The 14,124-nt window shown below is 63.5% G+C and carries 14 protein-coding genes; 7 read left to right on the plus strand and 7 right to left on the minus strand.

The genetic code is table 11. The features are described from left to right. Positions 1 to 6 precede the first annotated feature (6 nt). Positions 7 to 1,227: an LL-diaminopimelate aminotransferase gene (locus ABIB00_RS04260; protein WP_354048621.1), complete on the minus strand. Its 1,221-nt coding sequence runs from the start codon at positions 1,225 to 1,227 to the stop codon at positions 7 to 9. 215 nt (positions 1,228 to 1,442) lie between these two features. Continuing rightward, on the minus strand, positions 1,443 to 1,718 hold the full coding sequence (locus ABIB00_RS04265) for a hypothetical protein (RefSeq protein ID WP_354103504.1): 276 nt from the start codon (positions 1,716 to 1,718) through the stop codon (positions 1,443 to 1,445). Positions 1,719 to 1,970: 252 nt separating this feature from the next. Here ABIB00_RS04265 and ABIB00_RS04270 point away from each other — a divergent pair, with 252 nt between their 5' ends. After that, entirely contained in the window at positions 1,971 to 3,779 is a 1,809-nt protein-coding gene (locus tag ABIB00_RS04270; protein WP_354103505.1) for a PHA/PHB synthase family protein, read from the plus strand. Between the two features lie 83 nt (positions 3,780 to 3,862). Then, a complete protein-coding gene (locus ABIB00_RS04275) occupies positions 3,863 to 4,261 on the plus strand; it encodes an MAPEG family protein (protein WP_247347103.1) in 399 nt (132 codons plus the stop codon). 20 nt (positions 4,262 to 4,281) lie between these two features. On the opposite strand, the gene ABIB00_RS04280 is transcribed toward ABIB00_RS04275, so the two are convergent. Then, positions 4,282 to 4,869, minus strand: a complete 588-nt coding sequence (locus tag ABIB00_RS04280) for a class I SAM-dependent DNA methyltransferase (RefSeq protein ID WP_247445536.1) — start codon at positions 4,867 to 4,869, stop codon at positions 4,282 to 4,284. Positions 4,870 to 5,060: 191 nt separating this feature from the next. Here ABIB00_RS04280 and ABIB00_RS04285 point away from each other — a divergent pair, with 191 nt between their 5' ends. Then, on the plus strand, positions 5,061 to 5,828 hold the full coding sequence (locus ABIB00_RS04285) for an outer membrane protein (RefSeq protein WP_354048626.1): 768 nt from the start codon (positions 5,061 to 5,063) through the stop codon (positions 5,826 to 5,828). 126 nt (positions 5,829 to 5,954) lie between these two features. Here ABIB00_RS04285 and argC read toward each other — a convergent pair whose 3' ends face one another. The 3 genes from argC to ABIB00_RS04300 form a co-directional block, all read right to left on the minus strand. Further along, complete coding sequence (gene argC, locus ABIB00_RS04290) at positions 5,955 to 6,938, minus strand: N-acetyl-gamma-glutamyl-phosphate reductase (RefSeq protein WP_354103506.1); 984 nt, start codon at positions 6,936 to 6,938, stop codon at positions 5,955 to 5,957. Continuing rightward, the gene (locus tag ABIB00_RS04295; protein ID WP_354103507.1) at positions 6,935 to 7,603 is read right to left on the minus strand and encodes an FMN-binding negative transcriptional regulator; all 669 of its coding nucleotides are present in this window, start codon (positions 7,601 to 7,603) and stop codon (positions 6,935 to 6,937) included. Before ABIB00_RS04295 ends, argC begins: the two co-directional genes overlap by 4 nt. 223 nt (positions 7,604 to 7,826) lie before the next feature. Then, positions 7,827 to 8,357 (minus strand): DedA family protein, encoded by a 531-nt coding sequence (locus tag ABIB00_RS04300; RefSeq protein ID WP_247445531.1) that lies wholly within the window; start codon positions 8,355 to 8,357, stop codon positions 7,827 to 7,829. Positions 8,358 to 8,628: 271 nt separating this feature from the next. Here ABIB00_RS04300 and parE point away from each other — a divergent pair, with 271 nt between their 5' ends. The 4 genes from parE to ABIB00_RS04320 all read left to right on the plus strand — a co-directional run bounded on the left by parE (position 8,629) and on the right by ABIB00_RS04320 (position 13,163). Continuing rightward, the gene (gene parE, locus ABIB00_RS04305; RefSeq protein WP_247347110.1) at positions 8,629 to 10,674 is read left to right on the plus strand and encodes a DNA topoisomerase IV subunit B; all 2,046 of its coding nucleotides are present in this window, start codon (positions 8,629 to 8,631) and stop codon (positions 10,672 to 10,674) included. 449 nt (positions 10,675 to 11,123) lie between these two features. After that, positions 11,124 to 11,906 carry an outer membrane protein gene (locus tag ABIB00_RS04310; RefSeq protein ID WP_354103508.1) on the plus strand — a complete coding sequence of 261 codons (783 nt, stop codon included), beginning with the start codon at positions 11,124 to 11,126 and terminating at the stop codon, positions 11,904 to 11,906. A gap of 279 nt (positions 11,907 to 12,185) precedes the next feature. Next, entirely contained in the window at positions 12,186 to 12,371 is a 186-nt protein-coding gene (locus tag ABIB00_RS04315) for a hypothetical protein (protein ID WP_354048634.1), read from the plus strand. Positions 12,372 to 12,392: 21 nt separating this feature from the next. Beyond that, entirely contained in the window at positions 12,393 to 13,163 is a 771-nt protein-coding gene (locus ABIB00_RS04320) for an SDR family NAD(P)-dependent oxidoreductase (protein ID WP_247347113.1), read from the plus strand. 110 nt (positions 13,164 to 13,273) lie between these two features. On the opposite strand, the gene ABIB00_RS04325 is transcribed toward ABIB00_RS04320, so the two are convergent. After that, positions 13,274 to 14,041, minus strand: a complete 768-nt coding sequence (locus tag ABIB00_RS04325; protein ID WP_354103509.1) for an outer membrane protein — start codon at positions 14,039 to 14,041, stop codon at positions 13,274 to 13,276. Positions 14,042 to 14,124: the final 83 nt, after the last annotated feature.

The raw sequence follows: 14,124 nt of genomic DNA on the forward strand, positions 1-14,124 counted from the left end.
GAGAACTTAACGCCGATTGGCGAGCGGAACGACGTTGTGCAACGTTTCGATGCCGCTTTCAAGGAAGCGGCGCACGCCGCGCGCGGCCTGCCTGATCCGTTGCTCGTTTTCCACCATGGCGATGCGGATATATCCTTCACCATGCTCGCCGAAGCCGACGCCGGGCGAGACCGCGACGCCGGATTTCTCCACCATCAGGGTCGCGAACTGCATGCTGCCGACGGTGCGGAAGGCTTCCGGCAGCGGCACCCAGGCGAACATCGAGGCCTCCGGCGGCGGGATCTCCCAGCCGGCACGGCCGAACGATTCCACCAGCGCGTCGCGCCGCTTGCGGTAAGTGTCGCGCATCTCCCTGATGCAATCGTCGGGGCCGTTCAGCGCGGCGGTCGCGGCGACCTGCACCGGCGTGAACGCGCCGTAGTCGAGATAGGATTTGACGCGCGCGAGCGCCGCGATCACGCGCTCATTGCCGACCGCAAAGCCCATGCGCCAGCCGGCCATCGAATAGGTCTTCGACATCGAGGTGAACTCGACGGTGACGTCCATCGCGCCGGGCACCTGCAGCACCGAGGGCGGTGGGTTGTTTTCGTCGAAATAGACCTCGGCGTAAGCAAGATCGGACAGGATCAGGATTTCGTGCTTCTTCGCAAACGCGACCAGGTCCTTGTAGAAGTCAAGGCTCGCGACATAGGCGGTCGGGTTCGACGGGTAACAGACGACCAGCGCCAGCGGCTTCGGAATCGAGTGGACGATCGCACGCTCCACCGCCTCGAAGAACTGCGGGGTTGGCTCCGAAGGCACCGAGCGGATCACGCCGCCCGCCATCAAAAAGCCGAAGGCGTGAATCGGATAGCTCGGGTTCGGGCAGAGGATGACGTCGCCGGGCGCAGTGATCGCCTGCGCCACGTTGGCAAAGCCCTCCTTGGAGCCGAGCGTCGCCACGACCTGGGTGTCGGGATTGAGCTTCACGCCAAAGCGGCGGGCGTAGTAGCCGGCCTGGGCCTTGCGCAAGCCGTTGATGCCACGAGAGGCCGAGTAGCGGTCGGTGCGCGGCTTGCCCAATGTCTCCTTCAGCTTCTCCAGCACGTGCGCTGGCGCCGGCAGGTCCGGATTGCCCATGCCGAGGTCGATGATGTCGGCGCCGGCATTCCGCGCGGCCGCCTTGGCCCGGTTCACCTGCTCGAACACGTAAGGCGGAAGGCGGCGGATGCGGTAAAATTCTTCCATGGCTCTCTCGGCTCCGGGCAACCGGTCAGGACAGAATCGACAGGCCATAACGACCATGCGAAAAGGCGCCCGCCTCGTTCACGAAAATCACTCAAAATCAAAAGCTTAGAGCAATCATCGACGGCGGTGGCTGAAGTCGTTCGCCCTGACTCTCGGCTGAACTGAGGTCTTTTAGCACGGCAAGGCGGAGGCGCCAGCGATTACCTTGCAGCGCCTTACTTCGCGTCCTTGCCGGCAACGGCCTGACGGTCGCGCGCGGCAGCGAGCTCGGCCTCGATCTTGGCGCGTTGGTCCGGCGGGATGACCGCCTGATCGCGATCCGGCGGCAGGTCGTGCACCGGCAGATAGCTGCCGGGCTCCCTGGGATGCGCTTGCGCATCGGCGGGCGTCATGTCCGCGAGCTGGCTCGAGCAGCCGCCCATGGCAAGCGCCGCCATCACCAGCGCGCCACAGATCAGCCGCGACTTTTGCAGGTCCCTCAACGCCAACACTTGGGAAATCCCCTACTCGTCCCAAAGCACGGCCCCGGCAACCTTACCGAGGTCCGCACCCAAGCTCAAACCATTGCTGCCCAAATGGCGCGAGCGAGAAAACAGCCCGGGACCACCAAGCCGAGCGGTGCGGCTCGATTGTGACGGAACCAAGAAAATTTGTCGCACTGCAACACATCTTCGAGAGTGTTTAACGCCAAACATGCGAGCTTCGCGGTGACGAATACGGAATGAATCGTTACTGTTCTGCTCATGAGCATGGCCACGACCGACACGCCCAAACCCGACACGAAGTTCGATGCGGAAGCCTTCGCGATGAATGTCGCGCGGGCGATGGAAAGCGGCGGCAAGGCGCTCGCTGCGTACCTCAAGCCCCGCGAGAGCGGCGAGGTGCAGGATCGTCCGCCGGCCGAGCTTACCGAGGTCGTCAAGACCTTCACCGCGGTCGCCGAATACTGGCTGTCGGATACATCACGCGCGTCCGATCTCCAGACCAGGCTCGCCAAGGACTATCTGGACCTCTGGGGCTCGGCGGCGCGCCGCATGGCTGGCCAGGACGTTCCGCCCGCGATCGCGCCCTCGCCGCGCGACAAGCGCTTTGCCGATCCGGAATGGAAGTCGAACCAGTTCTTCGATTTCGTGATGCAGCTCTATCTGCTCACGACCAAATTCGCGCATGAGCTGGTGCGCGACGCCGAGGGGCTCGATCCGCAGACCCGCCGCAAAGCGGAGTTCTACATCCAGCAGGTCACCAACGCGCTGTCGCCGTCCAACTTCGTGCTGACCAATCCGGAAGTGCTGCGCGCGACGGTGGCCAGCAACGGCGAAAATCTCGCGCGCGGCCTGAAGATGCTGGCCGAGGACATCGCAGCCGGCAAGGGCGTCCTGAAGATCCGACAGTCCAATCCGGACAATCTCGTCGTCGGCGTCAACATGGCGACGACGCCGGGCAAAGTGATCTACCAGAACGAGATGATGCAGCTGATCCAGTATTCTCCGACCACGGAGAATGTGCTGCGCACGCCGCTCCTGATCATCCCGCCCTGGATCAACAAGTTCTACATCCTCGATCTCAAGCCGGAGAAATCCTACATCAAGTGGTGCGTCGACCAGGGCGTCACCGTGTTCGTGATCTCATGGGTCAATCCCGACAAGCGGCTCGGCACCAAGAGCTGGGAAGACTACATGAAGGAAGGCCCGCTCACGGCGATGGACGTGATCGAGAAGGTCACTGGCGAGATGAAGGTGCACACCGCCGGCTATTGCGTCGGCGGCACCATGCTCGCGACGACGCTGGCCTGGCTCGCCGAGAAGCGCCGCCAGCGCGTGGCGTCCGCGACGTTCTTCGCGGCACAGGTCGACTTCACCCATGCGGGCGACCTTCTCGTGTTCGTCGACGAGGAGCAGATCGCTGCGCTGGAGCAGGACATGAAGGCGGCCGGCGTGCTCGAAGGGTCCAAGATGGCGATGGCCTTCAACATGCTGCGCTCCAACGATTTGATCTGGTCCTATGTCGTCAGCAATTACCTCAAAGGCCAGCAGCCGAGCGCGTTCGACCTGCTGCACTGGAATTCGGACGCCACGCGCATGACGGCGTCGAACCATTCCTACTATCTGCGCAATTGCTATCTGGAGAACCGGCTGTCGACCGGCACGATGGTGCTCGACAACACCCTGCTCGACCTCTCCAAGGTCATGGTGCCCGTCTACAATCTTGCCACCCGCGAAGACCACATCGCGCCGGCGGAATCGGTGCTGTACGGCTCGCAGTTCTTCGGCGGTCCGGTGAAATATGTGCTGTCCGGCTCGGGCCACATCGCCGGCGTCGTCAACCCGCCCGCCTCGAACAAGTACCAGTACTGGACCAACGACAACGTCAAGGACGTCAACGTCGCCGAGTGGATGAAAGGCGCGGTCGAGCACAAGGGCTCGTGGTGGCCGGACTGGCGCCAATGGCTTGGCACACTCGATCCCGCGGAGGTGCCGGCGCGCACGGTCGGCAGCGAAGCGCTGCCTCCGATCGAGGACGCCCCCGGCAGCTATGTCAGAGTTCGCGCATAGTGGAGAATTCTTTGCGCATGGCGCAATCTTGCGCGCTTGTATAAGCTCGCTCTCAACACAGCGACGACAGAGGGGACCGGGTTATGACGCGTGAACTGTTCTGGCTGACACTGACGGTGGTCCTGACCGGAATCCTCTGGATTCCCTACACCATCAACCGCTGCCAGATTCGCGGTCTCGGTGGCGCGATGGCCAATCCCTCGCGCGCCGACAAGCCGCAGTCGGAATGGGCGAACCGCCTGATGTTCGCGCATGACAATGCCGTCGAGAACCTCGTGCTGTTCGCACCGCTGGTGCTGATCCTGAACGCCATCGACTATTCCTCGAAATGGACGGTGCTTGCTTGCGCCGTCTATTTCTGGTCGCGCGTCGCGCATCTGATCGTCTATGCGCTCGGGATCCCGATCTTCCGCACGTTGGCCTTCACCGTCGGCTTCGTCGCACAGGCGGTGCTGGCGGTGGCGATCTTCAAGGCGGTTTGAGATCAGGCCCTGCTTTGAGATCAGGCCTTGCGAACGACGAGATGCAGCATGTTCGCCGGCGTCTCGTCAAAGCTCTGGATCACGTTCCTGTCCGACGACAGCGTGATCCATGGCCCCGCGGTGGCGTAGGCCGCCTCGAGCCATTCTGGCGACGCATAATTGTAATAGCGCCCCAGGCTGTCCCGGCCGTCGCCCTCGCCCATCTTGTAGCTGGCATAGAACACTCCTGACGGCCTGAGCGCGCGATGAATCCGCGCCAGGATGCCGGCGAGCTCGTCGCGCGGCACGTGCAGGAGACAGGCGCTGGCCCAGGCGCCGTCATAGGCCTCGTGCGCGTCAAGCTGGTCGAACCGCATCGCCTCGACGGGATGACCGAGCCGCCGCGACGCGATCTCGGCCATCTCAGGCGAGCCGTCGGTAGCGCGCACCGAAAAACCTTCGGCCAGCATCACCGCCGAATGATTGCCGGCACCACAGCCGAGTTCGAGGATCGAGCTACTGGGTTGCAGCAAAGCCAGAAAACCGCGCAGCCGCGTCGAGGGCGCCTTGGCCCATCCGGCATAAGACTCCGCGTTCTCCCGGTAGAACTGCAACGTTGTCTCATCCATGGCGTCACTCACTTCGGCAGGTCCTTAGCTAGACCAGCCTGCCTACTCTGCAAGCAGCCCCGGCATCAACCGGCGGTGTTGCGGAAGGGTGACATTGCGGCAAAAACAACCGGCGTCCCGGATTGCCTCTACAGGTTGTCACCCGTCCGCAGCTATATTCGCTCATCGCAATTGATTGATTCGGGGCAAACATGAACTGGAAGATGATATCCGCGCTCGGCGCGATCTCACTCGCAACCGTCGTGACCCAGGCCAACGCCGCTGATCTCGCCGCCCGCCCCTACACCAAGGCGCCGCCGATGATCGCTGCGGTCTACAATTGGAGCGGCTTCTACATTGGCGCCAACGGCGGCTATGGCACGTCGCACAAGTGCTGGGACCAGACGGTTGGTTTCTCCCCTGCAACTGCCGAGGGATGCCATGATGCGACGGGCGCCGTCGCTGGCGGCCAGATCGGCTATCGCTGGCAGAGCAGCGCCTTCGTGTTCGGTCTCGAAGCGCAGGGCGACTGGGCCGACCTCTCCGGCCGGAATACCAGCGCCGTGTTCGGCGTCGCGAACCGCACCCGCGTCGATGCCTTCGGCCTCTTCACCGGCCAGGTCGGCTACGCCTGGAACAACGCACTGCTTTACGCGAAGGGCGGCGCCGCCGTCACCCGCGATCGCTACCGCGGCATCGGTACGGGCGGTCTGGCCGGGGCCGAGTTCGACGGCGCCGACGAGACCCGCTGGGGCGGCACGGTCGGCGTCGGCATCGAATACGGCTTTGCGCCGAACTGGTCGGTCGGCCTCGAATACGACCATCTGTTCATGGGCCGGCGCGACGTTACCCTCACGGCCAACGGCGTGCTGGCGCCCGTCGGCACGTTCTCACGTACCGACCGCATCGGCCAGGACGTCGACTTGATCACCGCCCGCATCAACTACAGGTTCGGCGGACCGATCATCGCGAAGTACTGAGGCCTCCTGTCCCGGACGCGCGAAGCGCGAACCGGGACCCAGAAGCTGCAGCAAAGTAACAATGGGCCCCGGCTCTGCAGCGCACCGCCAAGAGGCGCTGCACTGCGTCCGGGGCACTACCGTGCCCTACTCCTCCGGCAGGCCCAGCATCAGCCGCATGTTCTGCACGGCGGCCCCCGAGGCGCCCTTGCCGAGATTGTCGAGCCGCGCGACCAGCACCGCCTGATGGTACTTGTCGCTGGCGAAGACGTAGAGCTCGAGCATGTTGGTCTCGTTGAGCGCTTCTGGCTCGAGTTTGCGGCCCTTGGTCGTCTCGTTCTGAAGCGGCATCACCGAAACATACTTCGAGCCGGCGTAACGCTTTGCCAGTGCGGCTTGCAGGTCCGCACCATCAGGCTTGCCGGGCAGCGTGTCGAGTTGAAGCGGCACCGAGACCAGCATGCCCTGCCGGTAGTTGCCGACCGACGGGATGAAGATCGGCCGTCGCGTCAGGTTCGAATAGAGCTGCATCTCCGGCAGATGTTTGTGCTCGAAGCCGAGGCCGTAGAGCTCGAAGGACGGCGCGCTGCCGTCTTCGAAGCTTGCGATCATCGACTTGCCGCCGCCGGAATAGCCGCTCACCGCATTGACGGTGACGGGATAATCCGAAGGCAACAGGCCGGCATCGACGATCGGCCGCAATAGCGCGATCGCGCCGGTCGGATAGCAACCGGGATTGGACACCTTCTTCGCCGCCTTGATCTTGCCGGCCTGGTCGGGTGTCAGCTCCGGAAAGCCATAGGCCCAGTCGGGCGCGACCCGATACGCGGTCGAGGCGTCCAGCACCTTCGGGCCCGACGGTCCCATGCTGTCGATGAGCGCGACGGTTTCCCTGGCGGCATCATCCGGCAGGCAGAGGATCACGAGATCCACCTCCTGCATCAGCGCCTTCTTCGCTGTGGGGTCCTTGCGCTTGTCGTCGGCGATCGTCTTCACCGCAACGTCGCTCTGGAGCTTCAGCCGCTCGTTGATGCCGAGGCCGGTGGTGCCCGAGCCGCCGTCGACGAAGACGGTGGCCGGCTTCTTCGTAGCGCCAGTGGTCGGTGCTTTCCTCGTTTCAGTCAGGCTCATGGCGCGCTCCTTTCGAGCATGTTCGTTTCGTTCGCGAAGGCTTCCGGCCTCACGTCCTGCATCAGTTGCGCGATCTCCCTGGCGTCGGCAGCGGGCTGCGCGCCGAGCGCATTGGCAATCGCCGCATAATCGGCGTCGGACTTGTGCTGGTTGAGCTTGAAGCTGCCTTCGACCACCTCAACCGTCATGACCAGCCCTACAATTCCCTTCTTCAACGCTTCCAGCCTGCCGGCCGTCATCTTGCCCGACGTCCACGGCGTCTTCGGCAACAGCCAGTTTTCGAACTTCTCACTGAGCGTGTCGATCTGCACCGCCAACTCGTCATCCGAAAGGAGCCGCACCGGCCCGCTCAGATGCACCGACTGGTAGAGCCAGGTTGGCACCTGATCCGGCGAGACGTACCAGTCCGGCGACACATAGGCATCGGGGCCGTTGACCGCGAGCAGCCAGGACGCCGCGTCGCCTGCCAGTTTTAGCATCGGATTGTGACGGGCGACATGAAAGGCGGCCTGCGGCGTGCCGTCAGCGGCATAAGTCAGGTAGAAAGGCAGCGGCGAGGCGACCGGCTTGTGGCCGTCGAAGGCGCACATGGTGCCGAAGCCGCGCTCGCCTGCGAATTTCAGGCTCGCGGTGCGGTCCTGCTTGAAAAAGGGTGGCGTGTACATCGTGGTCTCCTGCTGGCCTCCTTGGGGGCCGCCGGATCAGATCGCGCTGACAGGAGAAAGAATGCCGCGGATCGGATCCGGCGGCAAAGACGATGATCTCAAACGCGATCGACCGCCCAAACCGCAAGACTGCGGCGGCGGCGACGGGCGAACAGAATGGTCGCGGCGTTGATCATGGCGCGCGGCTATAAAGCCATATCCGGTTTTCGTCAAGGTTTTGGCGTCAGATCACCCGCCAGAGCCATTCCATGAACTTCGCAAGCACGTCGCCGAACAGAAGCAGCGCGGCCGACCAGACCAGCGCCGAGACGAAATTGGCGGCCTGGAAGCTCCAATAGGGCATCTCGAAGATGCCGGCTGCGAGCGGCACCGACGCACGCAACGGACCGAAGAAGCGGCCGATGAAGATGCTGGGCACGCCCCAGCTCCGCACGAAGGCCTCGCCCCTGGGCAGGAGTTCCGGATAGCGCGAGAGCGGCCACATCTGGGCGACCCGCTCCTTGTAGCGATAGCCGAACCAGTAGGAGACCCAGTCGCCCAGCGCCGCGCCGATGCCGCCGGCGATCCAGACTGGATAGAAGCTGATGCCGCTGGCGCCGATCAGCGCGCCGATCGCGACCAACGCGCCCCAGGCCGGGATCAAAAGCGAGATGAAGGCGAGCGACTCCCCGAAGGCCAGCAGGAACACGATCGGGGCCGCCCAGGCCTGGTGAGCACGCACGAAGTCGGCCAGTGCGTGCGCATAATGCTCCATTCCAGATCGCCTTCCCGCCCCACCTTGAGGTCTGCTCGATGAAAAAGACTGGTAAGCCAAGGGCTTGTGTGACATCAAGTCACAAATCCCGACCCAGATCGGGCGCAGACGTCAAATTGCCGGGAATTGGTGGGCCTGTGGCGTAAAATCGCTGGCATCGGCTGCCACGCGGACCGGCCAGCCGGCACGCGATGACCTTTTCAAACGAGCCGTGGCATAGTCGGCCTAACCGATTCGCCGCCTCCGCGGCCCTGAAAGCACATCAAGATTCATGTCCAAGCAGCTGAAACCGAAAGCCAAAGACGACTTTTTTGGCGGTGACGAGCCCAAATCCCGCGCGCCCGCCAAGGCAACCTCGCGTGCGAGCGGTGCGGAGGCCGACTACACCGCGGCCGATATCGAGGTGCTCGAAGGCCTGGAACCGGTGCGCCGGCGGCCCGGCATGTATATCGGCGGCACCGACGAGAAGGCGTTGCATCATCTCTTCGCCGAGGTCATCGACAATTCGATGGACGAGGCGCTGGCAGGGCATGCGACCTTCATCGGAGTCGATTTGAGCGCGGACGGCTTTTTGACCGTCATCGACAACGGGCGCGGCATCCCGATTGATCCGCATCCGAAGTTTCCGAAGAAGTCGGCGCTCGAAGTCATCATGTGCACGCTGCACTCGGGCGGCAAGTTCGACTCCAAGGTCTACGAGACCTCGGGCGGCCTGCACGGCGTCGGCATCTCCGTTGTGAACGCCCTCTCCTCGCTGCTCGAGGTCGAGGTCGCGCGCAGCCAGAAGCTCTATCGCATGACGTTCGAGCGCGGCCACCCGAAGGGCAAGCTCGAGGATCTCGGCAAGGTCAACAATCGCCGCGGCACGCGCGTGCGCTTCAAGCCCGACACCGACATCTTCGGCGCCAAGGCCGCGTTCAAGCCGCAGCGCCTGTTCAAGATGACGCGCTCGAAGGCGTATCTGTTCGGCGGCGTCGAGATCCGCTGGAACTGTGCGCCCGAACTGCTCAAGGGCGTCGAGGACGTGCCGGCGGAGGCGACGTTCCACTTCCCCGGTGGCCTCAAGGATTATCTGGCGGCTGCGATCCACGCCGACACGCTGGTGCATCCTGACGTCTTCTCCGGCAAATCGGGCCGCAACGGCGCGCATGGCGCCTGCGAATGGGCCGTGGCCTGGACCGCCGATGCCGACGGCTTCCTCTCCTCCTACACCAACACCGTGCCGACGCCGGACGGCGGCACGCACGAATCCGGCCTGCGCAGCGCGCTTCTGCGCGGCCTGAAGGATCACGCCGAGCGCGTCGGCCAGGGCAAGCGCGCGTCGTCCATTACGTCGGAAGACGTGATGGTGGGTGCAGCCGTGATGCTCTCGGTGTTCGTGCGCGAGCCTGAATTCCAGGGTCAGACCAAGGACCGTCTCGCCACAGCGGAAGCGCAGCGCATCGTCGAACAGGCGATGAAGGATCCGTTCGACCATTGGTTGTCGGGCAATCCGAATATGGCCAACAGGCTGCTCGACTTCGTGATCGACCGCGCCGAAGACCGGCTGCGGCGGCGCCAGGAAAAGGAAACCGCGCGCAAGACCGCCGGCAAGAAGCTTCGCCTGCCCGGCAAGCTCGCCGACTGCAGCGATGCGGGCTTGGACGGCTCAGAACTCTTCATCGTCGAGGGCGATTCGGCCGGCGGCAGCGCCAAGCAGGCGCGCGACCGCAAGACCCAGGCCGTGCTGCCGCTGCGCGGCAAGATCCTCAACGTCGCATCGGCCGGCAAGGACAAGCTGACGGCAAACACGCAGCTCGCCGATCTCGTGCAGGCGATCGGCTGCGGCATGCTTGCGCAGTATCGCGAAGAGGACCTGCGCTACCAGCGCATCATCATCATGACCGACGCCGACGTCGACGGCGCGCACATTGCCTCGCTGCTGATCACCTTCTTCTACCGGCAGATGCCGCGGCTGATCGACGAGGGCCACCTCTTCCTGGCCGTGCCGCCGCTCTACAAGCTGACCAACGGCACGAAGTCGATCTATGCCCGCGACGACGCGCACAAGGCGGCGTTGATCAAGAGCGAGTTCAGCGCCAACGCCAAAGTCGAGGTGAACCGCTTCAAAGGCCTCGGCGAGATGATGCCGGCGCAGCTCAAGGAAACAACCATGGATCCCGCCAAGCGCACCATGCTGAAGGTGGTCCTGCTTGCCGACGACCGCGACACCACGGCGGATTCGGTGGAGCGCCTGATGGGAACCAAGGCCGAGGCACGCTTCGCATTCATCTCGGACAAGGCCGAGTTCGCCAATGAGGAATTGCTGGACGTCTGACCCTCAGACGCTGCACGCTCCGCGTCCCCATCAAGAGCCCCGGCGTGATGCCGGGGCTCTTTTGCTTGTGGGGACGACAACCGCCCTTCCCCAACGATCCCGCCAACGATTCGCCTCGACTTCGTGATTCCGGCGCCGCAAGCCGACTCAGCCAACGACTCAGCGGGCCAAGGCTGATGCAGGATTGCCTCGATTTCGGACAAAGCCAGATTTGCTAACCAAAAGTTACCGGGATCAGAAACTCGGAAATTGACGTAACGCACTGGAAATGTAGCATTATTTCAAGCTTCAGCGACGGTGCTTGGATTCCCTGCCGTGAGGCGTTTCCCGGCGACTGTGCCTGTCCTGCAACAGCATTTCGACGGGAAGCGTCTATAGTCCGGGCATCAGATCACTCGGACTTCAGTGCGCTCGCGCCTGCCAGACAGACCAAAGCTTGGGGATTTAAAATGAAGAAGATTTTGCTCGCACTGACCGCGGTTGCCGCGATGACCGGTTCGGCCTCGGCCGCTGACCTTGCTGCCCGTCCCTACGTGAAGGCCCCGATGCCGGCGCCCGTCGCCAACTGGACCGGCTTCTACATCTTCGGCGGCGGCGGCGGCGGCATCTCGGCCTCCGACCAGCACGTGCAGACCACGGTTGGCGCAATTCCCCTGACGATCGATCAGCGCCAGGGTGGCTCGGGTTGGTTCGGCACCGTCGGTCTCGGCTACGACTGGCAGTTCAGCGGCACCTGGGTCGCCGGCGTGTTCGCTGACGGTCAGTTTGGCAGCATCCGCGCCACCATCCAGGATCCGATTCTTGGCGTCACCGGCAACCAGAAGCTGGAAGACTCCTGGGCCGCCGGTATCCGCCTCGGCTATCTGGTCGCTCCGAACGTTCTCTCCTACGTCAACGGCGGTTACTCCGGAGCTCACTTCGGCCAGACCAACTTCATGACGCTGGCCGGCGTTCCCGCTGGTGTCCATCTCAATAGCTACAACCGCAACGGCTGGTTCATCGGCGGTGGCGTCGAGAACAACCTGAACATCTTCGGCATCCAGTCGCCCGGCTGGTTCATGAAGACCGAGTATCGTTCGGCCTTCTACAATGCGAAGACCCAGGACACCCTCACCGACGTTGGTAATCTTCCGATCGGCACCAGCATCCGCGCCAACAGCTGGAACCAGACGATCTCGACCTCGCTGGTCTACCGCTTCAACTGGACCGGTCCGCTCGTCGCCAAGTACTGATCTGATCTAACCTTTCAGACGTCAAAGCCCCGGCATCGCCCGGGGCTTTTTCGTTTTGCGGTAGCTGCTGATGCCTGCTTTCAGCGATCGGTGCCCGTCTCGGGTTGTAGCCGCATCGCCCCTGGACAATCTTGCGTACGGACATGCATCCTCGCTGCGGCCTGCATCAACAGCCATTGTATCCGAACCACAGCTACGGCTAGTCTTCCGGCAAGTTTTCGGGCCGCGGCAATCGTTCATGCCGCGTCGCGACAGAAGCCGACCAACGGGGAGGAATGCATGCGCAGATTTCTGCTGATCGCAGGCCTGTTTGCTCTCGCCGTCGGGCTGCTCTGGATCGGACAGGGCACGGGCACCATCGCCTGGCCGCGATCGAGCTTCATGGTCAACCAGTTGCGATGGGCCGGCTATGGCGCAGCCATGGCCGGCTTCGGGCTGGTGCTGATCTGGCAGAGCAACCAATAGAAGAAACCAGGGAATAGCAGCATGACATCCAGTCGTTTCGATCTCCGCGGCAAGGTCGCGATTGTCACGGGAGGCAATGGCGGCATCGGGCTCGGCATGGCCCGCGGCCTCGCCGATGCCGGCGCCAACATCGCCGTGGTCGGACGCAACGAAACCAAATCCGCCGCCGCCGTCGCCGATCTCAGTCAGCGCGGCGTGAAGGCGATCTCGGTTCCCACCGACGTCACCGACAAGGCGGCAGTCGCGGCGATGATCGATCGCGTCGTCGGGGATCTCGGCCGCATCGACATCCTCATCAACAATGCCGGCATGAGCATCCGCAAGCCGCCGCACGAGCTCGAGCTCGACGAGTGGAACAAGGTGATCGACACCAACCTCACCAGCGCCTTCGTGTGCTCGAAGCTGGCCTATCCGGCGCTGAAGGCGTCCGGCAACGGCAAGGTGATCAACATCGGCTCGATGATGTCGATCTTCGGCGCGAGCTTCGCCGCGGCCTATGCAGCGAGCAAGGGCGGCATCGTGCAGTACACGCGCGCCTGCGCCAATGCATGGGCGCCCGACAACATCCAGGTCAACGCCATCCTGCCGGGCTGGATCGACACCGACCTGACCCGCGGTGCGCGGCAGCAGGTCTCGGGGTTGCACGAACGGGTGCTGGCACGCACGCCTGCGGGGCGTTGGGGCGACATCGACGACTTCGCCGGCATCACCGTGTTCCTGGCCTCCTCCGCCTCGAACTTCGTCACCGGCACCGCGATCCCCGTCGACGGCGGGTTCTCGGTGATGGCGTAGGCCTTACGCGAAAAACCTGCACACGAAAAAAGAAGCCCCGGACAATGCCGGGGCTTTTAAATTTGGGCAGTGATCGTCTTTTATAGTTGCTTGGTCGTTCGTTGACGCACTCAGTAACGCGCGATGACCGGCGCGTCGAACTTGTAGCTCGCGCGCACGACGGCCCACTGGATGTCGCGCGGCTTGGCGTCGAAGCTGTAATTGCCCGAGGTGCCGCCAAGTTGATAGGTCTGGCTGGCGAAGGCTGCGTAATTGTACTCGAGGCCGACGATCCAGTTGCGGGTGATGCCGTATTCCCAGCCGGCACCGACGGTCCAGCCATTGGCCCAGTGGGTCTGACCGCCGGAGCCGGTGGCCGGGCCGACCGTGTCGGTGACCGACAGACGGTTGTTCACGCCGGCATAGCCGCCCTTGATGTAGAACAAATTATTCTGCACGGCGAAGCCCGCACGGGCGACGACGGTCGCGAGCACGTTGGCGCGCCAGGAGAACACATCGTCACCCGCACCGAACGCGGTGTTCAAGAACGAGCCCTTGTTGTCCAGGCCGGAGATCGTGCCCTCCATGCCGAACACGTAGTTGTTGGCTTGCCAATTGTAGCCGATCTGGGCGCCGCCCAGGACGCCCGAGTTACGTTGACGGTAGCCCTGGCCCGGCACCAGATCGCCGAACGGCGCGCCGATTCCGTTGTTGACGAACTGCTCGTTGGTCCATGCGCCGCCGACGTGGCCGCCGACATAGAAGCCGGTCCAGTTGAACATCGACTCCATATAAGCCGGCGCCTTCGTGTAGCGCGCGCCGAGATCGGCGGCGGAAGCAGCACCGGTCGAAACCAGAGCGGTCGTGCAGGCGAAGGCGGCAATCAATTTGTTACGCATGGTACACCCCGTGTCCTTTGATGGGTGCACGCTCACACGCAGTTCTTACTCAAATTTGAATCAAGAAAGTTAAGACGCCGGAT

The sequence above is a fragment of the Bradyrhizobium sp. LB14.3 genome (assembly GCF_040547985.1).
In the GTDB taxonomy this organism is placed as follows: Bacteria; Pseudomonadota; Alphaproteobacteria; order Rhizobiales; family Xanthobacteraceae; genus Bradyrhizobium.

What these genes read in the sequence shown, in the direction of transcription:
- ABIB00_RS04275 (WP_247347103.1), top strand. Translation starts at nt 3,863, where the DNA reads ATGACGCGTGAACTGTTCTGGCTGACACTGACGGTGGTCCTGACCGGA.
- ABIB00_RS04295 (WP_354103507.1), bottom strand. Translation starts at nt 7,603, where the DNA reads ATGTACACGCCACCCTTTTTCAAGCAGGACCGCACCGCGAGCCTGAAA.
- ABIB00_RS04300 (WP_247445531.1), bottom strand. Translation starts at nt 8,357, where the DNA reads ATGGAGCATTATGCGCACGCACTGGCCGACTTCGTGCGTGCTCACCAG.
- ABIB00_RS04320 (WP_247347113.1), top strand. Translation starts at nt 12,393, where the DNA reads ATGACATCCAGTCGTTTCGATCTCCGCGGCAAGGTCGCGATTGTCACG.
- ABIB00_RS04260 (WP_354048621.1), bottom strand. Translation starts at nt 1,227, where the DNA reads ATGGAAGAATTTTACCGCATCCGCCGCCTTCCGCCTTACGTGTTCGAG.
- ABIB00_RS04270 (WP_354103505.1), top strand. Translation starts at nt 1,971, where the DNA reads ATGAGCATGGCCACGACCGACACGCCCAAACCCGACACGAAGTTCGAT.
- ABIB00_RS04325 (WP_354103509.1), bottom strand. Translation starts at nt 14,041, where the DNA reads ATGCGTAACAAATTGATTGCCGCCTTCGCCTGCACGACCGCTCTGGTT.
- argC (WP_354103506.1), bottom strand. Translation starts at nt 6,938, where the DNA reads ATGAGCCTGACTGAAACGAGGAAAGCACCGACCACTGGCGCTACGAAG.
- ABIB00_RS04310 (WP_354103508.1), top strand. Translation starts at nt 11,124, where the DNA reads ATGAAGAAGATTTTGCTCGCACTGACCGCGGTTGCCGCGATGACCGGT.
- ABIB00_RS04285 (WP_354048626.1), top strand. Translation starts at nt 5,061, where the DNA reads ATGAACTGGAAGATGATATCCGCGCTCGGCGCGATCTCACTCGCAACC.
- parE (WP_247347110.1), top strand. Translation starts at nt 8,629, where the DNA reads ATGTCCAAGCAGCTGAAACCGAAAGCCAAAGACGACTTTTTTGGCGGT.
- ABIB00_RS04280 (WP_247445536.1), bottom strand. Translation starts at nt 4,869, where the DNA reads ATGGATGAGACAACGTTGCAGTTCTACCGGGAGAACGCGGAGTCTTAT.
- ABIB00_RS04315 (WP_354048634.1), top strand. Translation starts at nt 12,186, where the DNA reads ATGCGCAGATTTCTGCTGATCGCAGGCCTGTTTGCTCTCGCCGTCGGG.